The following is a 26,166-nucleotide window of genomic DNA, read 5'->3' as shown; positions in this document are numbered from 1 at the left end:
CCCGTCCGACCGGCGTCGGTTAGCGTGGGGCGCATGCCCTCAGGTGACGGAGCCGCGGACCCGCTCGACGCGGGCTGGATCCGGCGAGCGCCGAGCCGGGCCGGATACGTGCACGACGCGGTCACCGCGGGGATCATGCTGGTGGCGACGATCGTCTCCGTCGCGCTGTACTCCTCGGCGGGCTTCCCCGACGCGGCGCACCCCGTCGTCAGCGCCCACTGGGCCGTCCTGATGACCCTGCCGCTCGCGTTGCGCCGCCGGTTCCCCGCGAGCGTGGCGGCCGGGCTCTCCGTCGTCTACGCGCTGGGGATCGTGCTCCAGGTGCCGGAGTCGCTCTTCGGCCAGATCTGCCTGTTCCTCGCGCTGTACACGGTCGGTGCGTGGGGCCGGAACCGGCGCACGGCCCTCGTCGTCCGGGTGGCGATCGCGGTCGGGATGCTGGGCTGGCTGCTCACCACCCTCGCCACGGGCGAGTACTTCGGCAGCTCCGTGCCGGTCGACGACTCCCCCGGCCTGCTCTCGCCCTACGCGGCGGAGTCGGCCCTCGCGGTCGTGTCGAACCTGCTCTACTTCGGCAGCGCCTACGTCTTCGGCGAGGCGTCGTGGCAGTCGGCCCGCCGGCTGGAGGCGCTCGAGACGCGCACGGCCGAGCTCGACGACGAGCGGGAGCGCTCCTCCCGGCAGGCCGTGTCCTCCGAGCGGCTGCGGATCGCCCGCGAGCTGCACGACGTGGTCGCGCACCACGTCAGCGTGATGGGCGTGCAGGCGGGAGCGGCGCGGCGGGTGCTGGCGCGGGATCCGGAGCAGGCGGCGGCCTCGCTCGGCGCCATCGAGGGCGACGCGCGCTCGGCGATCGAGGAGCTGCACCGCATCCTGGTCGCGCTGCGCGCCGAGGACGCAGCGCCGAATCCGCTCACCGACGCCGCCTCGACCCGTGGGGTGGCCCAGCTCGAGGAGCTGGTCGCGGCGTCCAGCGGGTCGGGCCTGCCCACCGTCTTCCTCACCCTCGGCACGCCCCGCGAGATCCCCGCGACGGTGGGCCTCAGCCTCTACCGCATCGCGCAGGAGTCGCTCACGAACGTCCGCAAGCACGCGGGACGCGGCGCGCACGCCGAGGTGCGCCTCCGCTACGCCCCCGACGCGGTCGAGCTCGAGATCGCCGACGACGGCGGGTCCGGCCCGCACCCGAGCGCCCCCGCCTCCTGCGGACTCGGGCACACCGGCATGAGTGAGCGCGCGGCCGCGGTCGGCGGCTGGATCGAGATGGGGCCGAGGGGCGGAGGCTACCTCGTGCACGCCCGGGTCCCGCTGTCCCCCGTCCGGGCGAGCGTGCCGGACGGCGGCGACCCGGTACCGTCGTCGGAGACGTCGCGGGGGCGTCAGGATCGAGCGAGCGGGGGCCGCCCATGACCGAGCACGTGCGCGTGCTGCTCGTCGACGACCAGGAGCTCGTCCGCGTGGGCTTCCGCATCATCCTCGAGTCGGAGCCGGGGATCGAGGTGGTCGGCGAGGCCCGCACCGGGCTCGAGGCCCTGCAGCGCGCCTCCGAGCTCCACCCCGACGTGATCTGCATGGACGTGCAGATGCCCGGGCTCGACGGCCTGGCCGCGACCCGCGAGATCGTGGCCGACCCGCGCCTGTGCTCGCGGGTGCTCATCCTCACCACCTTCGACCGCGACGACTACCTCTTCGAGGCGCTCTCGGCCGGCGCCAGCGGGTTCCTGCTCAAGAACGCGTCGCCGGAGGAGCTGGTGGAGGCCGTGCAGGTGGTCGCCCGCGGCGACGCGATGCTCGCCCCCGACGTCACCCGGCGGGTGATCGAGCGGTTCGCGTCCGTGCCCGAGCGCACGCCCGCCGCCGCGGAGCACTCCGGAGTCGCCGACCTGACGGACCGCGAGCGCGAGGTGCTCGTGCACCTGGCGCGGGGCTGGTCGAACGCCGAGATCGCGGCCGAGCTGTTCGTGGGCGAGGCGACGGTGAAGACGCACGTCTCGAAGATCCTGATGAAGCTCGGCGTGCGCGACCGCATCCAGGCGGTCGTGTTCGCCTACGAGCACGGGATCGCGGTGCCGGGCCGCCCCTGAGCGGTGGGCGGTCGGGCGGTCAGCGGCGGGCTGTCAGCGGCGGGCTGTCAGCGGCGGGGCTGGCTCGAGGCCGGGCGCGGCGGGGTGCGGCGGACGAACTCCATCCGGATCTCCGGCACGATCTTCCGGTCGAGCACGACCGTCATGTAGCGGCCGTCGACGCGGGCGCCGATCGCGACCACGTCCGGGTCGGTGTCCACGCGGTAGCCGCGCAGCGCCTCGCCGTCCACGATCACCGGGACGCCGCGCACGACGTCCTCGTCGCGGAGGGCGGCGGCGACCACCGGCATCCCGCCTCGTCGGCTGCGCACGCGGCCCGGGAAGGTGTTGCGGAGCACGTCGCCCATGTGGGCCGCGAGGCGGGACTCCAGGGGCCGGCTGCGCTCGGCAGGGATCGGCACGGAGGTGCGGACCGCCTCCCAGAGGACCGGGTACCGCATCCGCGTCACCTGGTCGACCATCCACGGCGGCAGGTGGTCGTTCTCGGCGCGCTCGATCGCGCGCTTCTGCTCGGGGGTCAGCAGGACGTGGTTGACGGGGTCGGCGCGGTTGCGCGGGTTCTTGTAGAACGAGTACGAGAGCGAGATCTCGACGAAGCGGCCGAGCGCCATCGTCTGCGCTGCGGCGAACTCCTCCAGCCTCGGCTGAGGCGCGAACGCGAGGACGGGATCGCCGAAGCGAGCCGCGATCTCGTCCACCCCGGGAGGGGCGGGCATGTCGCGAACAGCTCCCGTCGTGTCCATGCGCATAGGTAAAGAGTGGCCTGCCTCCCAGCCGATACCAACTTCTTGACGGAGATCGGCTTTCGGGTCGTCGTCCGTTCACCTGCCCGAAACACGCGGGAGGCAGGAGGGGCGTCGCGGAGGGCGCCTCCGGGGCTCCTCCGGGCGGCGGGCTGCGAAGATGGAGGGATGAGCGCTCTGCACGATCCCGACGTCCGCGGCTTCGCCTCCGACAACTACTCCGGAGTGCACGACGAGGTCCTCGCCGCGATCGCCGCGGCCAACGGAGCGCACCAGATCGCGTACGGCGAGGACGTCTACACCGAGCGCCTGCAGGAGGCGTTCCGCCGCGAGTTCGGCGAGCAGGCCCAGGCCTTCCCCGTCTTCAACGGCACGGGCGCCAACGTCACCGGCCTGCAGTCGATGCTGCCGCGCTGGGGCGCCGTCGTCTCGGCGGGCACCGCGCACATCACCTCCGACGAGGGCGGAGCGCCCGAGAAGGTCGGCGGGATCAAGATCCTCACGGTCCCCACGCCCGACGGCAAGCTGACCCCGGCTCTGGTCGACCAGGAGGCGTGGGGCTTCGGCGACGAGCACCGCGCCCAGCCGCTCGTGGTCTCGATCACCCAGTCCTCCGAGCTCGGCACCGTCTACACCCCCGAGGAGGTGCGCGCGCTCGCCGACCACGCGCACGGCCTCGGCATGCGGCTGCACATGGACGGGGCGCGGATCGCCAACGCCGCGGCCGCTCTCGGCCTGCCCTTGCGCTCCTTCACCACCGACGCGGGCGTCGACGTGCTCTCGTTCGGCGGCACGAAGAACGGCATCCTGCTCGGCGAGGCGATCGTCGTCCTCGACCCGGCGGCCTCCACCGGGCTGACCTTCCTCCGCAAGACCAACATGCAGCTCTCCTCCAAGATGCGCTTCATCTCGGCGCAGCTGCTCGCGCTGCTCGGCGACGGCAGCACGGAGGAGCCCCTGTGGCTCCGCTCCGCCCGGCACGCGAACGCCATGGCGGCGCGTCTGCGCTCGGGGCTCGAGGAGGCGATCGCGGCCGGACGGATCACCGGGCTCGAGTTCACGCAGCAGACCCGGGCCAACGCGGTGTTCGCGACGCTGCCGCCCGGAGTCGCGGACCGGCTCCGTGCCGCCTACCGCTTCTACGACTGGAACCCGGCGACCGGCGAGGTCCGCTGGGTCTGCTCCTTCGACACCACGGAGGACGACATCGACGCGTTCACGGCCGCGATCGAGCGCGAGCTGGCCGCGTGAGGGCCCGCCTCCCGCGGCTGGCGACGGTCGGCGCCGCGCTCGCCGTGCTCGTCGCGCTGACGGGCTGCACGACGGCCGAGCGCGCCGACGTGGCGGCCACCCCGTCGGCGTCCGAGAGCGTCGCTCCGACTCCCTCCGCGACTCCGACGCCCTCGCCCACGGCCTGGACCCGCCTGGGCTGCGACTCCCTCCTCCCCGCCGCGCGGGCGGCCTCGGCGCTGGGGGTCTCCCGCAGCGCTCTGGAGGGCAGCCGCGAGGTGACGACGCGCTCCTCGGGAGAGCTGATCCGCGAGGCCGCGGAGGAGAACGGCGGAGTGCTCCGCTGCGCCTGGTACGACGAGGACGCCTCCGTCACCGCGGCCGCGGTCGACGACGCCGCCGAGGCGTTCGCCGGCCGTCCCGGACCGCGCCTCGAGACCGACGTCGAGGCGTACGGCTCCTGCACCGACGGCAGCTGCGACCTGGACCTGCTCGCCGGCGCCACCTGGGTGACTCTGCAGCTGCGCGGCGCCCCCGCGGCCGTCGACCTCGCCGCGCTGGCGACCGGCACCGCCTCCGCCGCGCTCGGCACCCTCGACGAGCCGGTCACCGCGACGGCGCCCGTCTGCACCGAGGTCCTGACGGCCGAGCAGCTGTCCGGTGCCGCCGGTCTCGCGCAGGCGACCGCGGGGACCGGGACCGGGACGCCGACGACCGCGTCGGCCGCTGCCGCCGCCCGGGCCGGGTACGCCTCCTGCAGCTGGAGCGACGCCTCCAGCGCCGCCTACTCGGGCGTGACGGTCGACGCGCTCCCGAACGGCGACGACGGCTGGCGGAACCTCTCGCTGACCTCGGGCCTGGCGATCCCGCTCGAGCCGCTCGACGGCTTCGGCGAGAAGGCCCTCACCGGCTGCGCGGCGGGCGTCTGCGAGATCGACGCGCTGGCCGACGACGTGTGGTGGCGGGTGACCGTCACCGGCGACGCGGCGAAGGCCGAGGCCGTCGCCCGCGCCGTGCTCGCGAACGCCTGACCGGCCGCCCCGCTCCTCCCCGCGAGATGCCGCTTCGGTACGCCTCCACCGGCGTGTCGCGTACCGGAGTGGCATCTCGCGGAGGCGGACGGACGGGTCAGCGCCAGTACTCGTACCAGGACGACTCGCGGCAGCCGAGGGACGCGTAGAGGCGGCGGGCGCCGGCGTTGTCGGCCAGCACCTGGAGCCAGAAGCGCGCGACGCCCCGGCGGGACGCGTCCTCGAGGAGGGCGCCGATCACGGCGGAGGCGAGGCCGCGGCGCCGGGCGTCCGGGCGGGTCGCCAGGGCGAAGAGGCCGCCCCAGAGCTCGCCGTCCGGCGCCGTGACGAGCGCGAGGCGGCCGGTCGCGGCCGGGCCGTCCCCGTCGACGACGAGAGCGTAGGAGGAGGGGCAGCCCACGAGGATGCGCTCGGCGACCGCGCGCTCCTCCGCTCCGCCGCGTCCGTCGACCGACCACCAGAGGGCGAGCCAGTCCTCGTCGGGAGCCGGGGCGAGGCGGACGCGAGGCGGCGGCGCGGATCCTGACGGTGCGGACCTGGACGGTGCGGACAGCGCGGCGAGCGCCTCCTGCACCGATCCCGTCAGCACGAGCGTCCGGTCGATCGGCGCGGCGCCCCGCTCGGCGAGCAGCCCGGCCAGACCGGCGGGGCTCGGCGGGCCGATCTGCACGAGGGGCGCGATCCCGTGCTCGCGGGCGAACGCCTCCGCCGCGTCGAGGGCCGCCTCCTGGTCGACGACGTCGCCGGACGCGAGCACGGAGTTCGCGCGCTTGGTGACTCCCGCGGAGGCGCGCAGCTCCCACGCACCGAGGGGGCGCCGCACGAGCGCGGGCCAGGCGTCGGCGGCGAGGCGGTCGAGCAGGCGCGGATCCATCGGGCCACGGTAGCGGGAGCGGGAGCGGCGCCGGAGCCCCGCAGACGCCCCCGGAGACGGGTCCGGCCCGCAGGATCCGCGGCGGACGAGCCGAGCGGGATCCTGCGGGCCGGAGGCCGTGGAGGGACGGGCCCTACATGTTGATCATGTGCCCCTTGAGGCCGTGGAAGCCCTCCTGCAGCGCCTCCGACAGCGTCGGGTGGGTGTGCACGTTGCGGGCCAGCTCCGTCGCGGTGAGGTCCCACTTCTGGGCGAGCGTGAGCTCGGGGAGCAGCTCCGAGACGTCCGGGCCGATCATGTGGGCGCCGAGGAGCTCGCCGTACTTCTTGCTCGCGATGAGCTTCACGAAGCCGGTGGGCTCGCCGAGGCCGTGGGCCTTGCCGTTCGCCATGAAGGGGAAGGTCGAGACGGTGATCTCGTGGCCCTCGTCCGTCGCCTGCTTCTCGGTGAGGCCGAAGGAGGCGATCTGCGGCTGGCAGAACGTCGCGCGCGGCATCATCCGGTAGTCGCCCAGCGTCTGGGTCTCGGCGCCCGCGAGGGTCTCGGCGGCGACGACGCCCTGCGCCTCCGCGACGTGCGCGAGCTGGAGCTTCGCGGTGACGTCGCCGATGGCGTAGATGTGCGGCACGTTGGTGCGCATGTGGTCGTCGATCGCGATCGCGCCGCGCTCGGTGAGCTCGACGCCCGTCTTCTCGAGGCCGAAGCCCTCGGTGCGGGGGACCCAGCCGATGGACATGAGCACCTTGTCGACCTCGAGGGTCGACTGCGTGCCGTCCTTCGCGGTGTAGGTGACCGTGACGTAGCCGTCCTTGTCGACGACCGACTCGACCTTGGTCGAGGTCAGGATCTCGACGCCGAGCTTCTTGTACTGCTTCTGGATCTCCTTGGAGACGTCCGGGTCCTCGTTGGGGAGGGCGCGGTCCATGAACTCGATGATCGTCACGTCGACGCCGTAGTTCTTGAGGACGTAGGCGAACTCCATGCCGATCGCGCCCGCGCCCACGATGGCCATCGTGTCGGGGAGCTCGCGGGTCATGATCTGGGTCTCGTAGGTGACGACGTTCTCGGAGAGCTCGACGCCGGGGAGCAGGCGGACGCTCGCGCCGGTCGCGATGATCGCGTCGTCGAAGGTCAACGACTCCGTGCCGCCCTTGCTCAGCTGCACGTCGAGGCCCTGCGGGCCGGTGAAGGAGCCGACGCCGTCGAACTCGGCGATCTTGTTCTTCTTCATCAGGAAGTGGACGCCCTTGGTGCGGCCGTCCGCGACCGAGCGGCTGCGGTCGAACGCCGCGCCGAAGTCGAACGAGACGTCGCCCGAGATGCCGAACTGCTTCGCCTGGGTGTGGAAGAGGTGGGCGAGCTCCGCGTTGCGCAGCAGCGCCTTGGACGGGATGCAGCCGACGTTGAGGCAGACACCGCCCCAGTACTGCTTCTCGACGACGGCGACGGACTTGCCGAGCTGGGCGGCGCGGATCGCGGCCACGTATCCGCCGGGGCCTGCCCCCAGGACGACGACGTCGAAGTGCTGGGCCATGGATGATCCTCCAGAGTCGTGGATGGTGGTGCGCGGGGTGACCACGCCGTCTCCCACCGTACCGTTCCGGGGCTCGGAGGCGGCCCGCTCCTCCGTGGGCGAACGCGCGCGCGGACGCCGGACGGGCGCGCGCGGGAATGCCTGCGGGGCGGGGACGGTTGGGCTCCTCGGGCGACGGAGCCCCTCCCCCAGTCCCCCGCACGGAAGAAGCCCCGCGATGTCCGCCACCGCCTCCCGCACCGCCAGCACCAGCGCCCCGATCCTCGACGTCCTCGCGGAGCGCTGGAGCCCCCGCTCCTACGACGCGACCGCGACCGTCTCGGACGAGACCCTCGCATCCCTCCTCGAAGCCGCGCGCTGGTCCCCCTCCGCCAGCAACTCGCAGCCGTGGCGCTTCATCGTCGCCCGCCGCGGGACCGACGAGTTCGACAGCATCGTCGCGACCCTCGCCGGCTTCAACGGCGCCTGGGCCGGCTCCGCCGCCGTCCTGGTCGTCGCCCTCGCCGAGACCGTCGACTCCGAGGGGAAGCCGCGCCCCTGGGCCGTCTACGACCTCGGCCAGTCGATCGCCCACCTCAGCGTCCAGGCGCACCACGAGGGCCTGCACGTGCACCAGATGGCCGGCTTCGACAAGGACGCCGTCCGCGCCGCGTTCGGCGTCGACGAGCGCTTCGACCCCGTGACGATCGCCGCGGTGGGAGTCGCGGCCGACGCCGACGCGCTGGCGAACGAGACCCTCCGCGAGCGCGAGACCGCGCCGCGCACCCGCCTGCCCCTCGAGGAGCTCGTGCTCGTCCAGGCGTAGCCCTCCCGCAGAAGGCCTCCCCCGTCCACGGACCGGGGAGGCCTTCCGCGTCCCACCCTGTGTTACTCCCCGTGTCGGTCCCCGCTGTGCCGCCGGGAGGCTCTCCGTACGATCGGACGATCCGCCCGCCCGCCCCGCCGTCCGGAGAGACATGCCCGCCACCCCCGCCGCCCGCACGAGCCTGGCCTTCGACGCCGAGCTCGGCCAGTCGGCGTTCCCCGTGCGCTTCGAGGGGGTCGGCCGCACCTTCGCGCCCGGGTCCCCGGTACTGACGGACGTGACGCTCGAGGCCGCCGCGGGCGAGGTCATCGCGATCCTCGGCCCGAGCGGCTGCGGCAAGTCGACGCTGCTGCGCATCGCAGCGGGCCTGGACACCGCCTCCGAGGGGTCCGTCCTCATCGACGGCGCTCCCGTCTCCGGCATCGACCCGCGCTGCGCGGTGGCGTTCCAGGAGCCGCGGCTGCTGCCCTGGCGGAGCATCGCCGACAACGTCGCGCTCGGCCTCCCGCGCGGCACCCCGCGCCCGGCCGCCCGCGCCGCCGTCGACGAGCTGCTCTCGCTGGTCGGCCTCACCGCGCACGCCCGCTCGCGGCCCCGCGAGGTGTCCGGAGGGATGGCCCAGCGCGCCTCCCTCGCCCGCGCTCTCGCCCGGAACCCCGGCGTGCTCCTCCTGGACGAGCCCTTCGGGGCGCTCGACGCGCTGACCCGCCTGCGGATGCAGGACCTGCTGCTCGACGTGCACGCGGCGGCTCCGGCGACGATCCTGCTCGTCACCCACGACGTCGACGAGGCCCTCCAGCTGGCCGACCGCATCGTGCTCCTCGGACGCGACGAGCCCGGAGGCGTCTCGCGCATCCAGCGGATCGTCACCGTCCCCGGCGCGCGCCCCCGCGACCGCGGCTCGGCGGAGCTCGCCGAGCACCGGGCCGAGCTCCTCGCGGGGCTGGGCATCGAGCGGCACTGAACCCGGACGGATCGACCCGCGTCCCTCCAGCCGGGCGGCACGGTCCGGGCGGCACGACCTCCCTCCCCAGCCGCCTCCTCCTCCCGCTCTCCACCGCACGAGCACCTCCCCTCACCGCCCCTCCCCCGCAGCGTCCACACTCACTGTCACCGCATCCCCGAAGCCGAGGCCCCCATGTCGTTCACCCGCTCCCCGCTCACCCGCCGCGCCGCACTCGCCGGTCTGCTCACCGCCGCCGCCGTCCCGCTCCTCGCGGGCTGCGTGCAGGGCGAGGGCGGAGGAGGAGCGGCGGCCGCGACCGCCGACGCCGCCTCCGGAGGAACCCAGGGGGGCACGCTCACGCTCGACTTCGCGACGTACAACCCGCTGAGCCTGGTCATCAAGGAGAAGGGCTGGCTCGAGGCCGCCCTCGCCGATCAGCAGGTCACCGTCGCCTGGGTGCAGTCGGCCGGCTCGAACAAGGCCAACGAGGCCCTGCGCGCCGGAGCGATCGACGTCGGCTCGACCGCCGGCTCCGCCGCGCTGCTCGCCCGCTCGAACGGCTCGCCGATCAGGACGATCGACATCTTCTCGCAGCCGGAGTGGTCGGCCCTCGTCGTCCCCGCCGGCTCGGCGATCACCTCGGTCGAGCAGCTGAAGGGCAAGCAGATCGCGGCCACCAAGGGCACCGACCCCTACTTCTTCCTCGTGCAGGCGCTCGAGGCCGCCGGGCTGGGCATCGGCGACGTGACGGTGCAGAACCTGCAGCACGCCGACGGCTGGGCGGCGCTGCAGAACGGCTCCGTCGACGCCTGGGCGGGCCTGGACCCGATCATGGCCGGCGCCGAGGCGGCCGGGGCGACCCTGCTGTACCGCAACGTCGACTTCAACTCCTACGGCCTGCTCAACGCGACCGAGAGCTTCCTCGCGGAGAAGCCGGACCTCGCGCAGACCGTCGTGAACGCGTACGAGCACGCCCGCGCCTGGGCGCTCGAGAACCAGGACGAGACGGCGAGCATCCTCGCCTCCGTCGCCGGCCTCGACGTGGCGGTGGCGACGACGGTCATCACCGAGCGCAGCAACCTCGACGTCGACAACGTCCCCGGCTCCGCGCAGACCGACGTGCTCGCCGTGATCGGCCCGATCTTCGTCGAGAACGGCGACGTCGCCTCGCAGCAGCAGGTCGACGACGCGCTCGACTCGCTGCTCGACGACACCTACGCCTTGGCGGCCGACCCGAGCGCCATCGGCGCCTGAGGGCCCGGCCCTCCGCCCCCGACCCCCGCGATCCGAGGAGACCGACGATGACGATCCGCGACGACGACACCGCGACCGACGCCGATGTGCTGCGCCGGAGCGCGCTGTCCGCGCTGATGCCGGGTGCGCCCGGACTCGTGACGGCGGGCCCGTCGGTCGCGGCCTCCCAGCGCCGGCTCCGCGAGGACCGCTCCCGCCCGCTCACGTCGCGGCGGTGGTTCGTCGTCGCGGGAGGCGCCGTCCTGCCCGTTCTGCTGCTCGCCGCCTGGCAGATCGCGACGACGACCGGGATGGTCTCGGTCGCTGTCTTCCCCTCGCCCGCGATGGTCTGGGCGGCCGGCGTCGACCTCGCCCAGCGCGGCGACCTCGGCCAGGACGTCGCCATCTCGACGCAGCGCGTGCTCATCGGGTTCGCGCTCGGGTCGGCGCTCGGGCTCGTGGTCGGCGCGCTCTTCGGGCTCTCCCGTGTCTGGGAGGTCGTCCTCGGGCCGACCCTCGGCGCGATCCGCGCGGTCCCGTCGCTGGCCTGGGTCCCGCTGCTGCTGCTCTGGATGGGCATCGGCGAGGAGTCGAAGATCACCCTGATCACGATCGGCGCGTTCTTCCCCGTCTTCACCACGGTGGCCACCGCGCTGGGCCACGTCGACCGGCACCTCGTCGAGGCGGGCCGCGCCTTCGGGCTCTCGGGCGTCCGGCTCTTCACGACGGTGCAGCTGCCCGCGGTGATCCCCTCCGTGATCTCCGGGCTGCGCCTCGCGCTCGCTCAGTCGTGGCTGTTCCTGGTCGCCTCCGAGCTCATCGCCTCCTCGATGGGCCTGGGCTTCCGCCTCATCGACAGCCAGAACAACGGCCGGATCGACCGGGTGTTCCTGGCGATCGTCCTGCTGGCCGTGCTCGGCAAGCTCACCGACGCCGTCGTCGGCGTGTTCCAGCGCTACGCCGTGAGGAAGTGGGCGTGAGCGCCGGGGAAGGAGCTCGGAGCGTGAGCGGGACGATCGCCAACCTGCTCGACGAGCACCGCCGGTTCCCGCCGCCCGCGGACTTCGCCGCACAGGCGAACGCCGGCGCGGAGGAGTACTCGCGCGCCGCCGCCGATCCGGTCGCGTTCTGGGAGGAGGCGGCCCGCCGCCTCGAGTGGGCGGAGCCGTGGCACACCGCGCACAGCTGGGAGCCGGCCGCTCCGCTGCCCGACGGCTCGCTCTCGGTGCCGCGCACGACCTGGTTCGAGGGCGGACGGCTGAACGTGGCCGTCAACTGCGTCGACCGCCACGTGGACGCGGGACGCGGCGGGAAGACCGCCCTCCACTTCGAGGGCGAGCGCGGCGACCGGAGGTCGATCACCTACGCCGAGCTCCAGCGCGAGGTCTCCCGCGCTGCGAACGCGCTGACCGCGCTCGGGATCGGCAAGGGCGACCGCGTCGTCGTCTACCTGCCGGTGATCCCCGAGACCATCGTCATCACGCTCGCGATCGCGCGGATCGGAGCGATCCACTCGCTCGTCTTCGGCGGCTTCTCGGCCGAGGCGGTGCGGTTCCGCGTGGAGGACACCGGTGCGAAGCTCCTGGTCACCACGGACGGGCAGTTCCGGCGCGGAGCGGCGGTGCCGGTCAAGGCGGGCGCCGACCGGGCGGTCGAGGGCGTCGCCTCGATCGAGCACGTCCTCGTCGTCCGCCGCACCGGTGAGACCGACGTCCCCTGGACCCCGGGCCGCGACGTCTGGTGGCACGAGCTGGTCGACGCGCAGAGCGACGTCCACGAGGCCGAGGCCTTCGACTCCGAGACGCCGCTGTTCATCATCTACACCTCCGGCACGACGGGGAAGCCGAAGGGGCTGGTGCACACCAGCGGCGGCTACCTCACGCAGGCCTCGTGGACGCACTGGGCGGTGTTCGACGCGAAGCCGGACGACGTGCACTGGTGCACCGCCGACCTCGCCTGGGTCACCGCGCACACCTACGAGATCTACGGACCGCTCTCGAACGGGCTCACCCAGGTGATCTACGAGGGCACCCCGAGCACCCCGCACACGGCCCGGCACTTCGAGATCATCGAGCGGTACGGGGTGACCGTCTACTACACGGCGCCGACGCTGATCCGCACGCTGATGACCTGGTTCCCCGACGGCGTGCCCGCGCAGTACGACCTGTCGAGCCTGCGCCTGCTCGGCACGGTCGGCGAGTCCATCAACCCCGAGGCCTGGGTCTGGTTCCACGAGGCGATCGGCGGTGGGCGCTGCCCGATCGTCGACACCTGGTGGCAGTCCGAGACCGGCGCCGCGGTGATGTGCCCGCTGCCGGGCGTCTCGACCCTCAAGCCGGGATCGTCGCTCGGAGCCCTGCCCGGGCTCGGGGTCCTCGTGGTGGACGAGCACGGCGAGCGCGTGCCGAACGGCTCCGGCGGCTACCTCGTGGTCGACCGGACCGGGCCGGCGCTCGCCCGCACCGTCTGGGGAGACCCGGAGCGCTACCGCGACTCCTACTGGGCCCGCTACGCGTCCCAGGGGTGGTTCTTCTCCGGAGACGGCGCGAAGTACGACGCCGACGGCGACGTCTGGGTGCTCGGCCGCGTCGACGACGTCATCAACGTCTCCGGGCACCGCCTGTCCACGATCGAGATCGAGTCGGCCCTCGTCGCCCATCCGGCCGTCGGCGAGGCCGGAGTCGTCGGAGTCGCCGACGCGACGACCGGGCAGGCGATCGCGGCGTTCGTCATCCCCTCCGACGAGGCCGTCGACCGCGCCGAGGAGGACCCGGCCTACTGGACCGCGCTCGGCACGACGCTCTCGGCGGTCCTGCGCGACCACGTGGCGGTCGCGATCGGGCCGATCGCCAAGCCGCGCGACGTGGTCGTGGTGCCGGATCTGCCCAAGACCCGCTCCGGCAAGATCATGCGGCGGCTGCTCGGCGACATCCGCGACGGCCGACCGCTCGGAGACGTGACGAGCCTCCAGGACGACACCGTCCCGGCGCGCATCGCCCGCATCGTCGCCGAGCGCGGGTAGGCGCCGCGCCGAGCGGACGAGGCAGCGGCGTCTCGGAAGGCGGGGCGGTGTGTCGACGCAGGGCGCGACGCGGGACGCGACGGGGCGCGGGCGGCGCCTGTTTCGGGGAGACGTCCGGAGCCTGCGCGTCCGCGGCGAGGAGGGGCCGCCGGGGAGCATCCGGAGTAGCGTTGAGCCGTGCGCGACGTCCAACAGCAGATCATCTCCGAGCTCCACGTCTCCCCCGCCGTCGATCCGGCCGCCGAGGTCGAACGGCGCAGCGGCTTCCTCGCCGACTACCTCCGCAGCACCGGCGCGAAGGGCCTCGTCCTCGGCATCAGCGGCGGCCAGGACTCGAGCCTCGCCGGGCGCCTCTGCCAGCTCGCGGTCGAGCAGGTCCGCGCGAGCGGCGTCGACGCCTCCTTCATCGCGGTCCGCCTGCCCTACAAGGTGCAGGCCGACGAGGAGGACGCCCAGCTCGCCCTCACGTTCATCCGCCCGGACCGCCAGGTCGTCTTCGACATCCACCAGGGCGTCGACGGCGTGGCCGCGGCGTTCGGCGACGCGGTCGACGAGCCGATCAGCGACTTCGTCAAGGGCAACGTGAAGGCGCGGATGCGCATGATCGCGCAGTACGCGATCGCCGGCCAGGCCGGGATGCTCGTCGTCGGGACCGACCACGCGGCCGAGGCGGTCACCGGCTTCTTCACGAAGTACGGCGACGGCGGCGCCGACGTCCTCCCGCTCACCGGGCTCACCAAGCGGCAGGGCCGCTCGCTCCTCGAGCACCTGGACGCTCCCGCCCGGCTCTACGAGAAGGCGCCGACGGCGGACCTGCTCGACGACAGCCCCGGCCAGACCGACGAGACGAACCTCGGGCTCACCTACGCCGACCTCGACACCTACCTCGAGGGCGGCGAGGTCGACCGGGCCGTCGCCGAGGCGATCGAGGCGCGGTACGCCGCGACCGAGCACAAGCGCCAGGTGCCGCTGTCGGTGTTCGACGACTGGTGGCGCTGAGCCGCCGCTGACCGCCTCCAGCGGTCCCGCGGCTCAGGACCGCACGGGGCCCTGCTGAGTCAGGAGTCGGCGCGGGCGTTGTAGACGAGCACCTCGCCGGAGTCGACGGAGGCGCGGTAGGCGCGGAACACGTCGAGGGCCTCGTCGCGGAGCACGCCGTCGACGACCTCGATGCCGCGGGCCTCGAACTGGGCGGCCCAGTCCTCGCGCATCGGCCCCTCGTCGAAGGTGCTGATCTCCTCGAGCTCGGGGCCGGAGCCCGCGACGACCAGGCGGCGCACTCCCGACCACATCGTCGCTCCGTAGCACTGCACGCAGGGGCGCCAGTTGACGACCAGGTCGTGCGCGGGGAGGCCCTCGCCGCCGAGGTCCCAGGTGCCGAGCGCGGTCTGCGCGAGCCCGAGCGCCGTGACCTCGGCGTGGCCGGACGAGACTCCGCTGCCGAGGACGACGTTCACTCCGACCGAGACGAGACGACCGGAGTCGCGCTCGACGACGATCGCCGCGAACGGGCCGCCGTTCCCCTCCCGGAAGTTGCGGTCGGCGAGCGCGTGCACGAGGGCCATCCGGTCCTCGAGACTCGGGAGGACCTCGGGGACGTCGCGGAGGGCGTCCCCGATCCAGGCGGGCAGGGCGATCTCGTAGCGGGTGGCGAGGCGGTCGATGTCCATGGGTCCTCCTGGAGACGGGCGGGTCGGCGGGGCGGAGACGGGTCCGGCGCACGTGCGGCGCAGGTGGCGCGCGGACGGCGGCGGCCGCCGCCCCTCAGCCTCGCAGTGCCGAGCGCCGGAGACGGAATCGGCGCGGCGCGTCGAGGCGGGGCGTCGAGGCGGGGGTCAGGCGAGGAGCGCCCCGCCGAGCGCCGCGGCCTGCGCCGCCCAGAAGCGCCTCGCCACGCCGGTGCGGCGGAACAGGGCGTCGAAGCCGTGGAAGGCGCCCTCCACGATCTCGAGCCCGCACGGCACTCCGGCCGCGCGCAGGCGCTCGGCGTAGCGGACGTCCTCGTCGTGGAAGAGGTCGAGGCTGCCGACGCCGATCCAGGCCGGCGGGAGGCCCGTGAGGTCGTCGCGGCGGGCGGGGGCGGCGTACGCCGGGACGCCGGGAGCGCCGGGCTCACCGCCGAGGTAGGCGGTCCAGCCGAAGCGGTTGCTGCCCGGGGTCCAGACGCGGACACCGCGCGGAGTAGGACCCGGCCGGGTGACGGTGCGGTCGTCGAGCATCGGGTAGACGAGCAGCTGGAACGCGGGCTGCACTCCTCCGCGGTCGTGGGCGAGGAGGGTCGCACCCGCGGCGATCCCGCCGCCCGCGCTCGCGCCTCCGACGGCGATGCGCGCCGGATCGACGCCGCGCTCCTCCGCGTGCTCGACGAGCCGGTCGAACACGGCCAGCACGTCCTCGACGCCCGCCGGTGCGGGATGCGCGGGCGCGAGGCGGTAGTCGACGGAGACGACCGTGATGCCCAGGGTGCGGGCGAAGTCGATGCAGGACGCCTCGTCCTGGAGGTGGCTCCCGAGCACCATGCCGCCGCCGTGCACCCAGAGGAGCGCGGGAGCGGTGCCGCGGAGGATGCGCGGCCGGTAGCTGCGGGCCCGGACGGGAGGGGCTCCGGCGACGGGGATCTCCAGGTCGTCGACCACCATGTCGGGCGGGGCCTCGCCTCCCTCGGCCGCGCGTCGCGTGGCGAGGCGCAGCAGTCGCGGGCCGAGGACGATCGGCGGGAGGAAGCGGCCGAGCGCGAGGTCGGGGTGGAAGAGGGGCGCCGTCGCGGCGGTGCGGGCTGACGCGGTCATGCGCGGGAGGCTACTCCTCGCGGCCGTGCCGGCGCCCCTCGGCGGGACTACGGACGCACGAGGGTCTTGATCGCGCGGCGCTCGTCCATGGCGGCGTACGCCTCGGCGATCTCCTCGAGGGGCAGCTCGAGGTCGAAGACCAGACCGGGCTCGATCGCACCGCTGAGCACGTCGGGGAGCAGCTCGGCCATGTAGCCGCGGACCGGCGCGACTCCGCCGTTCACGCCCACGTTCGAGCCGAACATCTGGCGGACGGGCAGCTCGGGGCCTCCGTTGGGGACGCCGACGTAGCCGACCATGCCGCCGGGGCGGGCGGAGTCGAGGGCCTGCTGCATCGACTCCTTCGTGCCGACGCACTCGAGCACGCAGTCGGCGCCGATCCCGCCGGTCAGCTCGCGGACGCGCGCGACGCCCTCGTCTCCGCGGGTCTCGACGATGTGGGTCGCGCCGAAGCGGCGGGCGAGGTTCTGCCGCGACTCGTGCCGCGACATCGCGATGATCGTGGTCGCGCCGAGGCGCTTGGCCGCCAGGACGGCGCAGAGGCCGACCGCGCCGTCGCCGACGACCGCGACGGTCGAGCCCGCGGTGACGCCGGCCGAGACCGCGGCGTGGTGGCCGGTCCCCATCACGTCGGCGAGGGTGAGCAGGCTGGGGATGAGCGCCGGGTCCGGGTCGATGCCCACGCGGAAGAGCGTGCCGTCGGCGAGGGGGACGCGCACCTTCTCGCCCTGGGCGCCGTCCGCGAAGCCCTCCTCGCGGACCTCGGCGCCCCACCAGCCGCCGGTGAGGCACGAGGTGGAGACGCCGTTGGCGCAGTTCGCGCAGGTGCCGTCGCAGACGTAGAACGGCGCGATCACGAAGTCGCCGACCGCGACGTCGTGCACGTCGTCGCCGATCTGCTCGACGACGCCGACGAACTCGTGGCCGATGCGGTGCGCCTCCTCGGTCGGAGTGACGCCGCGGTAGGGCCACAGGTCGGAGCCGCAGACGCAGGCGGCGGTGACGCGGACGATCGCGTCGCGCCCCGTCGAGAGCTGCGGGTCGGGGACCTCCTCGAGTCGGATGTCGCGCTCGCCGTGGATGAGTGTTGCTCGCATGGGTGCTCCTGGTCGGGAGGGGGGTGGGGTCGGCGTCCACGGTACGCCCGCGACCGGCCTCGGGCGCCGGAGAGGCGGGGGGCTTGCACGAACGCGCGCCGACGCTCCACGGGCGGGGCGCCGGGCGCCACCGGGGGCGGTCCGGCGGCCGGCCGGGAGGCGTCGTGTCGGACCGGAGCGGCCCCGGAGCGGCCCTGCGCCGCGTCACGGCAGCGCCTCCGCCCACCCGTCGCGTCCGATCACGACGTGCGCGAGGAACCGCAGGCCGCACGCCTCGGCCCCGTCGGCGATCGCCCGCGTCGCCGCTCGGTCGGAGGGGAGCACCGCGGCCTCGCCCGCGTGGCTGTGCGCCAGGCCGATTCCCGCAGCGCCCCTCGCGAGCACCTCGGCGAGCACGGCGGCGACGGGGATCTCGGCGTGCGCCGGAGCTCCGTCGGCCAGCGTCAGGACGTCGCGGACGGCTCCGGACTCGGCGAGCGCCACCGCCAGCACGGTCTCGAGCGGCCGGGCGGCCAGCAGCGGAGCGACGAGCCCGGCCAGGCCGGCGGCGTCGGTCACGCGGGCGGCGCGCGCGGCGCGGTTCATCCTCCGCCGCAGCTCGAAGGAGGCGACCAGGCGGCAGGCGGCGACCTCGCCGACTCCGCGGTGCCGCATCAGATCGGCCACCCCGGCCCGGGCGACGGCGTCGATGCCCCCGAAGCGCGCGAGGAGGCGCTGCGCGACGACGGTCGCGTTCGCGCCGCGGACGCCGGCCCCGATGAGCACGGCGAGGGTCTCGGCGTCGGTGAGCGCCTCCGGTCCGTGGGCGCGGAGGCGCTCCCTCGGCCGCTCCTCGGGAGGGAGGTCGGCCATCCGGGGGCCGGGCGTTTCGAAGGACATGCCGCCGACGCTACGGAGCCCGCTGGACGCGCGGACCGTGGATCCCGCGACTGTGGATGACCGCCGCACTCGTGTGCCCTGTGGAGGGACGTCCCGTCGCCGCCCCCGCGGTCGCCCCTGCGAGAGCGCAGAAGTCAGGCGCCGGGCGCCCTGGTCAGCCCGACGCGGGCATCCCCGCCGTCACCGACAGGCTCTCGCCGTCCGGCGCCACGTCCACCAGCACCACGTCCCCGTCGCGCACCGCGCCGCCGAGCAGCGCCGTCGCCAGCTGGTCGTCGATCGCCCGCTGCATCAGCCGGCGCAGCGGCCGCGCCCCGTACTGCGGGTCGTAGCCGCGCTCGGCCAGCCATCCGCGGGCCGCGGGCGTCACTGCCAGGTCGAGCCGTCGCTCCGAGAGCCTCCTCGACAGCCGGTCGACGTACAGCGACACGATCTCGCCGAGCTCCGTGCGGTCGAGCGCGTCGAAGATCACGATGTCGTCGAGCCGGTTCACGAACTCGGGCTTGAAGGCCTGGCGCACCATCTGCTGGACCGCCTCCTCCTTCTGCGGCCGCGACAGCGCCGGGTCCACGAGGAACTGCGACCCCAGATTGGAGGTGAGGATGAGGATCGTGTTGCGGAAGTCGACCGTCCGCCCCTGGCCGTCGGTGAGGCGGCCGTCGTCGAGCACCTGCAGCAGGACGTCGAACACCTCGGGGTGCGCCTTCTCGATCTCGTCGAGGAGCACCACCGAGTACGGGCGGCGGCGGACCGCCTCCGTGAGCTGGCCGCCCTGCTCGTAGCCGATGTAGCCGGGAGGGGCGCCGACCAGCCGCGAGACGGCGAACTTCTCGCCGTACTCCGACATGTCGATGCGGACCATCGCCTTCTCGTCGTCGAAGAGGTGGTCGGCGAGCGCCTTCGCCAGCTCGGTCTTGCCGACGCCGGTCGGCCCGAGGAAGAGGAAGGAGCCGGTCGGCCGGTCGGGGTCGGAGATGCCCGCGCGGGTGCGGCGCACCGCGTCCGCGACGGCCGACACCGCCTCGTCCTGGCCGATCAGCCGGCGGTGCAGCTCGGTCTCGAGGTGCAGCAGCTTCTCGGTCTCGCCCTGCAGGAGGCGCCCGACGGGGATGCCGGTCCAGGCGGCGATCACCGCGGCGATGTCGTCGGCCGTCACCTGCTCGTTGACCATGCGGCCCTCGGCCGGCTCCTCCTCCGCCTCGGCGGCCGCGAGCTCGCGCTCGATCACGGGGATGTCGCCGTAGAGCAGCTTCGACGCGCGCTCGAGCTTCCCCTCGCGCTGCGCCCGCTCGGCGGCGATCCGCAGGGCGTCGAGGCGGTTCTTGAGCTCGCCGACGCGGTTGAGGGAGGCGCGCTCGCGCTCCCAGCGCTCCTGCAGCTCCTCGAGCTGGGTGCCGCGGCGGGCCAGGTCCTCGCGCAGCTTCTCCAGACGCGCCTTCGAGGCCTCGTCCTTCTCCTTCTTCAGCGCCAGCTCCTCGAGCCTCAGCCGGTCGACCGAGCGTCGCAGCTCGTCGATCTCGACCGGGGCGGAGTCGATCTCCATGCGCAGCCGTGACGCGGCCTCGTCGATCAGGTCGATCGCCTTGTCCGGCAGCTGACGGGAGGTGATGTAGCGGTTCGAGAGCGATGCGGCGGCGACCAGGGCGGAGTCGGCGATCGCCACCTTGTGGTGCGCCTCGTAGCGCTCCTTCAGCCCGCGGAGGATCGCCACGGTGTCCTCGACGGTCGGCTCGCCGACGAAGACCTGCTGGAAGCGGCGCTCGAGAGCGGCGTCCTTCTCGATGTACTGGCGGTACTCGTCGAGCGTCGTCGCGCCGATCATCCGCAGCTCGCCGCGGGCCAGCATGGGCTTGAGCATGTTCGCGGCCGCCACCGACCCCTCCCCGCCGCCCGCGCCCATCAGCGTGTGCAGCTCGTCGATGAAGGTGATGATCCGGCCGTCGGACTCCTCGATCTCCTGGAGCACGGCCTTCAGCCGCTCCTCGAACTCGCCGCGGTACTTCGCTCCGGCGATCAGGGCCGAGAGGTCGAGGCTGACGAGCTGCTTGCCCTTGAGGCTCTCGGCGACGTCGCCCGCGACGATCCGCTGGGCGAGCCCCTCGACGACGGCGGTCTTGCCGACGCCGGGCTCTCCGATGAGGACGGGGTTATTCTTGGTGCGGCGCGTGAGCACCTGGCTGACGCGCCGGATCTCGGCGTCCCTCCCGATCACCGGGTCGAGCTTGCCGCTCGCCGCGATGGCGGTAAGGTTGACGCCGTACTGCTCGAGAGCGGACTTCTCGTCCTGCTGGGGCATCCGACCGGCCTGCATGATGGTGGTCTCCTCCGTGGCTCGAAAGTTGAGTTCGACGGACTCAACTTTACTCCCGCGACGGCTCCGGCGGTCAGGCCGTCAGAAGATCGCTGCCGCGGCCCTGGAGCGCCTCGAGCGCGGTCCGCAGGATCGAGCGCAGCCGGAACTCGTCGATCCCGGTCAGCGCCGAGATCTCGGCCTGCGAGAAGCCGCCGGCCGCAGCCAGCAGCAGGAGCTCGCGGTCGGGGCAGTCGAGGGCGAGCAGGCCGCTGCCGAGCGGACGCCGGGCGAGCTCCTGCGCGGAGCCGAGGGTCTCGCAGAGCACCTCGAGCACCCAGAGCACGGGCTCCGTCGAACGGGCGCCCTCGCGGGAGCGGCGCCAGACGGCGGTGAAGACGTCGGTGCAGAGGCGGTCGCGGCCGGCCGGGTCGGCCTGGACCGTGCCGACGCACGCCGAGACGAGGCCGCCGAAGCGGTCGACGAGCTCTCCCAGAGCGGAGGCGTCCCCTGTGGCGGAGCGGGCCAGCAGACGAGCGGCGTCCTGCGTCAGCGGCGGACGCACCCGTCCTCCGGTCGCGTCCTCGCCTCCAGCACTCACAGGCCTCAGCGTGTCACCGACTCCGGGACGGCGGGACCAGTTGCGCGGAAGGGGGGTGACAGGTATGGAGCGGATCCGCTCTCCGACATCAGAGGCGCGGCCAGCGCGCGCGGGCGAAGCAGAAGAGCCCGTAGGCGATGAGGCCGACCGCGACGAAGCCGAGGATGAACACGCCCGCCGGCAGCTCCACGAGCGACTTCAGCGCCTCGTCGAGCCCGCCCGCCTGCTCCGGATCGTGGGTGACGGCGGCGACGATCAGCAGCACGCCGAGCGCGCCGAGGACCACGCCCTTGGCGACGTAGCCGGCGACGCCGAGCACGGTGACGACGGTGCCCGCCGTGCCGCCCGGCTCCGCGACGTTCTCGAGGAACTTCCGGCTCGCTCCGCGGTACACGAAGACGCCGCCGACCGCGAGGACGGCAAGTCCCGCGATCACGAGCAGCACCACTCCGCCCGGCGCCGCGAGGACCTGGGCGCTCGCGCTCTCGGACGACTCGGACGAGCTCGACCCGCCGCCCGTCGCGAACTTCAGCGCCGTCACGCCGAGGGCGCCGTAGACGACGGCCTTGCCCGCCTCCTTCAGCCGGCTGCCCCAGGTCTTCAGGGCGCTCTCGCGCGGGCGGACGAGGAACGCCTCGAGCAGCCCCCAGAGCGCCAGGCCGAAGAGGCCGACCGTGCAGATCCAGAGGATCACCAGACCGCCGGGCTGCGCCGCGAGGGCGCCGAGGGCACCGCTCTGGTCGGCGTCGCCTCCGCCGCCGCGGGCCACGCCGAGCGCGATCACTCCGATCAGGAGGTGGACGAGGCCGTTCGCCGCGAAGCCGCCGCGGGCGAGGGTCCGCACCGCCCGCGAGTCCTGGATGTCGTCGGCGGTGCGCTGGGCGTCGGCGGTGCTCGGAGTGTTCACAGGGTGGACGCTACGCGTTTCCACACCCCCGCGCCCGGCGCTCCGCCGTTCCGAGGTGCTCCCGGAGCCGGTTCTCCACACCTTTCCACAGGGTTGTCCACAGCTGTGGAATCGCTGGAAGGACGAGCGGATCACACGTCGACGGCGCGGACGAGTCCGTCCTGGACGCCGCCGAGCCAGTCGTAGACGCTGCGGATCGCGGCCGCGCCGCCCTCCTTCGGGACGACGTCGTCGGTGTCGTCGATGCCGAGCCGCACGGCCAGAGCGAGCCGCATGTCGGTGAGTGCGCGGAGCCAGGCGATCGCCTGCGGCTCCTCGAGACGCACCGCGACCTCGCCCAGCCCCTCGAAGATCCGGCCGTGGCTCGTCCCGTCGCCGGCGTCGAGGGCCGCCGTGACGGCGCGGGCGTCGTCCATCTTGCGGGCGGCGAGGTCCGGAGCGGTGAAGCGGCGGAACTCGTCGGCCGCCTCGGCGTCGTCCCGGTAGGCGTCGGGCAGGAGGCGGGCGAGCGCCGGATCGGAGCGGGCCTGGTCCGAGGACGCCCCGCGGTCGAGCAGCTCGAGCATCTCGCCGGCCAGATGACGGAGGATCCCGGCCTCCTCGCGGTCGAAGCGGGCGACGGCCGCTCCGGAGGAGTCACGGCGGAACGCGCGCATCAGCGGGGCCCCCGGGTGCCGCGGTCGGGGTGCTCTCTCGTCCCCGCTGCGGCGGGGCTCAGCGGGACGCTCATGCGTCGGCCTTCTGCAGCGTCGCCCACAGGCCGTAGCCGTGCATCGCCTCCACGTGCCGCTCCATCTCCTCGCGGTTGCCGGTCGCGACGACCGCGCGCCCCTCGGTGTGCACCTGCAGCATCAGCCGCTCCGCCTCGGCCCGGCCGAAGCCGAAGTAGCTGCGGAAGACGTACGAGACGTACGACATCAGGTTGACCGGGTCGTCCCAGACCAGCACGATCCACGGGACCTCGGCCGCCGAGCGGGTCGCCAGGCGCTCGTCCGCGCGCTCGATCGTGTCCGCCATCCCTCCAGCGTAGGCGGCGGCGCGGGCGGGCGCCCGAGCGCGCGGGCCGGAGCCGGCGACCGTCGAGCGCGGAGTCGCGTGGACGGGGACCACGAGAGGCCAGGAGTCGTCGCACTCGGCGTCCAGTGCGACAACTCCTGAACAGTCGGCGCGGAGCCGCGCGTGGGCGGAGATCGCGAGATGCCAGGAGTTGTCGCAGTCGAGCGCGAGTGCGACAACTCCTGAACAGTCGGCGCGGAGCCGGCGGCAGAAGCGGCCACGCCGGCAGCAGCGGCCGACCTGGCAGCGGCGCCCGCCCTAGGCCGACAGGCGCGGCAGGACCTCCCGGGCGAAGAAGTCGAGGTGGTCGAGGTCCTGCAGGTCCATGAACTGCAGGTAGACGCGCTCGCAGCCGGCCTCGCGGAGGGCCTCGAGGCGGTCGACCGCCTCGTCGACGCCGCCGGCCACTCCGTGCTCGCGCAGCTCGACCGGCTCGCGGCCGATCGCCGCTGCACGACGCGTGAACTCCGCCTCGTCGCCTCCGCCGACCGCGATCAGCGCGACCGAGTGCACGAGCGACGAGGGCTCGCGCCCGATCGCGCGGCACGCCTCGTCGACGCGCTCGAAGGCGCCCGGGATCGCGTCGAACTCGGGGAAGGGCAGGTTGAACTCGCTCGCGAACCGCGCCGCGAGCGCCGGGGTCCGCTTGGGGCCGCCGCCGCCGACGATCACCGGCAGCGGCAGGCGCGCGGGCTTGGGCAGGGCCGGGGAGTCGGTCAGCGTGTAGTGCTCGCCGGTGAAGGAGTAGCGCTCGCCGATCGGCGTCGACCACAGGCCGGTCACGATCTCGAGCTGCTCCTCGAGCAGGTCGAAGCGGCGCGGAGGGAAGGGGATGCCGTACGCGGCGTGCTCCTGCTCGAACCAGCCGGTGCCGAGGCCGAGCTCGGCGCGGCCCCCGGACATCGCGTCGACCTGGGCGACCTGGATCGCGAGGATCCCCGGCGGCCGGTAGGTGACGGAGGAGACGAGGGTGCCGAGCGCGATCCGCTCGGTCTCGCGGGCGAGGCCGGCGAGCGTCGTCCACGCGTCGGAGGGGCCGACTCCGGGGTCGCCGTCTCCCATCCGGAGGTAGTGGTCGGAGCGGAAGAAGCCGTCGTAGCCGAGGCTCTCGGCGGCCTGCGCGACGGCGAGGAGATCCTCGTAGCTCGCGCCCTGCTGGGGTTCGGTGAAGACTCTGAACTGCACGGGTCCAGCCTCCCGCACCAGGGCCGGATCGTGCCAGCCCGGCTCCCCCGGCCGGGGCCGCCGACGGGCCCCCGTGTACCGTGGACGGTTGCCGCCGACGAGAGGACCCCATGTCCGAGCACCCGTCCTCCCCGGACACCGCCCCCGCCACCGCGGGCACGACCGCCCCTCCGCACCGCCTCGCGCGGTGGGTCTTCTGGCCCGCCGCGGTCCTCACGCTGTCGATCGCGGCCTTCGCGATCCTCGCGCCCGACGCCGCGACCTCCGTGTTCTCGACGCTGCAGACCACCGTCGTCAACACGTTCAGCTGGTACTACGTGCTGATCGCCGCGGTCTTCGTGGCCTTCGCCATCTGGATGGGCGTCAGCCGCTTCGGCGACATCAAGCTCGGCGCCGACGACGACGAGCCCGAGTTCTCGATGCTCGCCTGGATCTCGCTCCTCTTCGCCGCCGGCATGGGCATCGGCCTCGTCTTCTACGGAGTCGCGGAGCCGCTCACCCACTTCGCCACTCCGCGCCCGGGCGTCACCGGCACCGAGACGGAGCTCGCGCAGAGCGCCATCTCGCAGACCTACCTGCACTGGGGCGTCCACGCCTGGTCCATCTACGTGGTGGTCGGCCTCGCCCTCGCCTACGCGATCCACCGCCGCAAGCGGCCGGTGTCGATCCGCTGGGCGCTGGAGCCGCTGCTGGGCCGCCGGGTCCGCGGAGGCTGGGGCAACGCGATCGACGTGGTCGCCCTGGTGGGCACCATGTTCGGAGTCGCCACCTCGCTCGGCCTGGGCGTCACCCAGATCTCCGCGGGCCTGGAGGCGAGCGGCATCGTGGAGTCGTCGCTCACCGTGCAGATCGTGGTCATCGCCGTGGTCACGGGCCTGACCGTCCTCTCGCTGATCTCGGGTGTCGGCAAGGGCATGAAGTGGCTCTCGACCGGCAACCTGCTGCTCGCGGCGGCGCTCCTCGTCTTCGTGCTCGTCGCCGGCCCGACCCAGTTCCTCCTGCGCGAGTTCGTGCAGTCGCTCGGCAACTACCTCCAGAACTTCATCGGCCTGACCTTCACGGTCAGCGCCTACGCCGGCCGCGAGGGCGAGCAGTGGCAGGCCACGTGGACCACGTTCTACTGGGGCTGGTGGATGTCGTGGGCGCCGTTCGTCGGCATCTTCATCGCGCGCGTCTCCAAGGGCCGGACGGTCCGCGAGTTCGTCGGCGGCGTGCTGCTCGTGCCGACGATCATGACCTTCCTCTGGTTCAGCGTCCTCGGCGGCACCGCCATCTACCGCGAGCTCTACGGCGACGGCGGCCTCGTCGGCGCCGACGGCTCGGTGGACACCAACCTGGCGCTCTTCTCGATGCTGCAGGGACTGCCCGCCGGATCGGTGCTGACGATCGGCGCCATCCTCCTGATCGGCGTCTTCTTCGTCACCTCCGCCGACTCCGGCGCGCTCGTGATGTCGATGATCGCGACCGGCGGCGAACCGGAGCCGCGCAACCGCATCCGCGTGTTCTTCGCCGTCGCCACCGCGCTGCTCGCGCTGTCGCTCCTGATCGCCGGCGGCCTCGACGCCCTGCAGACCGCGGCGATCCTCTCGGCCCTGCCCTTCAGCGTCGTGATGATCCTGATGTGCGTCGCGACGGTGATCGCCTTCCGCCGCGAGATCCGCGCCTACGACAGGGCCCGCCGCAAGGCGTTCGTCGGCGACATCGGCACGTTCTACGGCCTCGAGGTCGAGGACCCGGCGGAGCGCGAGCCCGCCCACCCGATCAAGCGCCTCGCGCAACGCCTGAAGCCGGGCTCGAAGGAGTAGTCCGCTCGGAGGAGCAGCCTGTTCGGAGGAAGCCGGGCGCCGCTCGGGCGCCCGG

General features: G+C 73.7%; 24 protein-coding genes. 11 read left to right on the top strand and 13 right to left on the bottom strand.

From position 1 onward, the window contains the following. Positions 1-33 precede the first annotated feature (33 nt). Both C5D08_RS12620 and C5D08_RS12615 read left to right on the top strand, forming a co-directional pair. Complete coding sequence (locus C5D08_RS12620) at positions 34-1,410, top strand: sensor histidine kinase (RefSeq protein ID WP_104277328.1); 1,377 nt, start codon at positions 34-36, stop codon at positions 1,408-1,410. Next, positions 1,407-2,084, top strand: a complete 678-nt coding sequence (locus C5D08_RS12615; protein ID WP_104277327.1) for a response regulator transcription factor — start codon at positions 1,407-1,409, stop codon at positions 2,082-2,084. Before C5D08_RS12620 ends, C5D08_RS12615 begins: the two co-directional genes overlap by 4 nt. A gap of 47 nt (positions 2,085-2,131) precedes the next feature. Here the strand turns inward: C5D08_RS12615 and C5D08_RS12610 are convergent, their stop codons facing one another. Continuing rightward, positions 2,132-2,827: a hypothetical protein gene (locus C5D08_RS12610; RefSeq protein ID WP_146082643.1), complete on the bottom strand. Its 696-nt coding sequence runs from the start codon at positions 2,825-2,827 to the stop codon at positions 2,132-2,134. A gap of 168 nt (positions 2,828-2,995) precedes the next feature. Between C5D08_RS12610 and C5D08_RS12605 the strand changes: the two genes are divergently transcribed. Next, positions 2,996-4,078: a low specificity L-threonine aldolase gene (locus tag C5D08_RS12605; protein ID WP_104277325.1), complete on the top strand. Its 1,083-nt coding sequence runs from the start codon at positions 2,996-2,998 to the stop codon at positions 4,076-4,078. After that, positions 4,075-5,088 carry a hypothetical protein gene (locus C5D08_RS12600; RefSeq protein ID WP_104277324.1) on the top strand — a complete coding sequence of 338 codons (1,014 nt, stop codon included), beginning with the start codon at positions 4,075-4,077 and terminating at the stop codon, positions 5,086-5,088. The genes C5D08_RS12605 and C5D08_RS12600 overlap by 4 nt, the downstream gene beginning before the upstream one ends. A 97-nt stretch (positions 5,089-5,185) precedes the next feature. Here C5D08_RS12600 and C5D08_RS12595 read toward each other — a convergent pair whose 3' ends face one another. Next, the gene (locus C5D08_RS12595) at positions 5,186-5,962 is read right to left on the bottom strand and encodes a GNAT family N-acetyltransferase (RefSeq protein WP_104277323.1); all 777 of its coding nucleotides are present in this window, start codon (positions 5,960-5,962) and stop codon (positions 5,186-5,188) included. A gap of 133 nt (positions 5,963-6,095) precedes the next feature. Beyond that, positions 6,096-7,496 carry a dihydrolipoyl dehydrogenase gene (gene lpdA / locus C5D08_RS12590; RefSeq protein WP_104222818.1) on the bottom strand — a complete coding sequence of 467 codons (1,401 nt, stop codon included), beginning with the start codon at positions 7,494-7,496 and terminating at the stop codon, positions 6,096-6,098. 217 nt (positions 7,497-7,713) lie between these two features. Between lpdA and C5D08_RS12585 the strand changes: the two genes are divergently transcribed. The 6 genes from C5D08_RS12585 to nadE all read left to right on the top strand — a co-directional run bounded on the left by C5D08_RS12585 (position 7,714) and on the right by nadE (position 14,501). Then, positions 7,714-8,301, top strand: a complete 588-nt coding sequence (locus C5D08_RS12585) for a nitroreductase family protein (protein ID WP_104277322.1) — start codon at positions 7,714-7,716, stop codon at positions 8,299-8,301. A 151-nt stretch (positions 8,302-8,452) separates the two neighbouring features. Then, positions 8,453-9,265 (top strand): ABC transporter ATP-binding protein, encoded by an 813-nt coding sequence (locus C5D08_RS12580; protein ID WP_104222820.1) that lies wholly within the window; start codon positions 8,453-8,455, stop codon positions 9,263-9,265. Between the two features lie 174 nt (positions 9,266-9,439). Next, on the top strand, positions 9,440-10,501 hold the full coding sequence (locus C5D08_RS12575; RefSeq protein ID WP_104277321.1) for an aliphatic sulfonate ABC transporter substrate-binding protein: 1,062 nt from the start codon (positions 9,440-9,442) through the stop codon (positions 10,499-10,501). A 47-nt stretch (positions 10,502-10,548) separates the two neighbouring features. Then, entirely contained in the window at positions 10,549-11,460 is a 912-nt protein-coding gene (locus C5D08_RS12570) for an ABC transporter permease (protein WP_258065352.1), read from the top strand. A 23-nt stretch (positions 11,461-11,483) separates the two neighbouring features. After that, complete coding sequence (acs, locus tag C5D08_RS12565) at positions 11,484-13,502, top strand: acetate--CoA ligase (RefSeq protein ID WP_104277320.1); 2,019 nt, start codon at positions 11,484-11,486, stop codon at positions 13,500-13,502. 177 nt (positions 13,503-13,679) lie between these two features. Continuing rightward, a complete protein-coding gene (gene nadE / locus C5D08_RS12560; protein WP_104277319.1) occupies positions 13,680-14,501 on the top strand; it encodes an ammonia-dependent NAD(+) synthetase in 822 nt (273 codons plus the stop codon). A 59-nt stretch (positions 14,502-14,560) separates the two neighbouring features. On the opposite strand, the gene C5D08_RS12555 is transcribed toward nadE, so the two are convergent. The 10 genes from C5D08_RS12555 to C5D08_RS12510 form a co-directional block, all read right to left on the bottom strand. Then, positions 14,561-15,172, bottom strand: a complete 612-nt coding sequence (locus C5D08_RS12555; RefSeq protein ID WP_181027247.1) for a nucleoside deaminase — start codon at positions 15,170-15,172, stop codon at positions 14,561-14,563. A 165-nt stretch (positions 15,173-15,337) separates the two neighbouring features. Further along, a complete protein-coding gene (locus tag C5D08_RS12550; RefSeq protein ID WP_104277318.1) occupies positions 15,338-16,291 on the bottom strand; it encodes an alpha/beta hydrolase in 954 nt (317 codons plus the stop codon). A gap of 47 nt (positions 16,292-16,338) precedes the next feature. Continuing rightward, complete coding sequence (locus C5D08_RS12545; RefSeq protein ID WP_104277317.1) at positions 16,339-17,388, bottom strand: zinc-dependent alcohol dehydrogenase family protein; 1,050 nt, start codon at positions 17,386-17,388, stop codon at positions 16,339-16,341. A 204-nt stretch (positions 17,389-17,592) separates the two neighbouring features. Beyond that, entirely contained in the window at positions 17,593-18,267 is a 675-nt protein-coding gene (locus tag C5D08_RS12540) for a RadC family protein (RefSeq protein ID WP_146086146.1), read from the bottom strand. Positions 18,268-18,421: 154 nt separating this feature from the next. Beyond that, on the bottom strand, positions 18,422-20,578 hold the full coding sequence (locus C5D08_RS12535) for an ATP-dependent Clp protease ATP-binding subunit (protein WP_104277315.1): 2,157 nt from the start codon (positions 20,576-20,578) through the stop codon (positions 18,422-18,424). A 73-nt stretch (positions 20,579-20,651) separates the two neighbouring features. Beyond that, a complete protein-coding gene (locus tag C5D08_RS12530; RefSeq protein WP_146086145.1) occupies positions 20,652-21,158 on the bottom strand; it encodes an RNA polymerase sigma factor in 507 nt (168 codons plus the stop codon). 88 nt (positions 21,159-21,246) lie between these two features. Then, entirely contained in the window at positions 21,247-22,065 is an 819-nt protein-coding gene (locus C5D08_RS12525) for a DUF1206 domain-containing protein (RefSeq protein WP_104277313.1), read from the bottom strand. A gap of 131 nt (positions 22,066-22,196) precedes the next feature. Next, positions 22,197-22,721, bottom strand: a complete 525-nt coding sequence (locus C5D08_RS12520; protein WP_104277312.1) for a DUF2017 domain-containing protein — start codon at positions 22,719-22,721, stop codon at positions 22,197-22,199. Positions 22,722-22,791: 70 nt separating this feature from the next. Further along, on the bottom strand, positions 22,792-23,082 hold the full coding sequence (clpS, locus tag C5D08_RS12515; RefSeq protein ID WP_104222829.1) for an ATP-dependent Clp protease adapter ClpS: 291 nt from the start codon (positions 23,080-23,082) through the stop codon (positions 22,792-22,794). A 297-nt stretch (positions 23,083-23,379) separates the two neighbouring features. Further along, positions 23,380-24,306, bottom strand: a complete 927-nt coding sequence (locus tag C5D08_RS12510) for an LLM class F420-dependent oxidoreductase (protein ID WP_104277311.1) — start codon at positions 24,304-24,306, stop codon at positions 23,380-23,382. A 110-nt stretch (positions 24,307-24,416) separates the two neighbouring features. Between C5D08_RS12510 and C5D08_RS12505 the strand changes: the two genes are divergently transcribed. Next, positions 24,417-26,111, top strand: coding sequence for a BCCT family transporter (locus C5D08_RS12505; protein WP_104277310.1), 1,695 nt, complete (start codon positions 24,417-24,419; stop codon positions 26,109-26,111). The last annotated feature ends 55 nt before the right edge of the window (positions 26,112-26,166 follow it).

It is taken from the genome of Rathayibacter sp. AY1B6 (assembly GCF_002932755.1).
Taxonomy (GTDB): domain Bacteria; phylum Actinomycetota; class Actinomycetes; order Actinomycetales; family Microbacteriaceae; genus Rathayibacter.
This window is presented reverse-complemented; position numbering and strand designations above follow the sequence as displayed.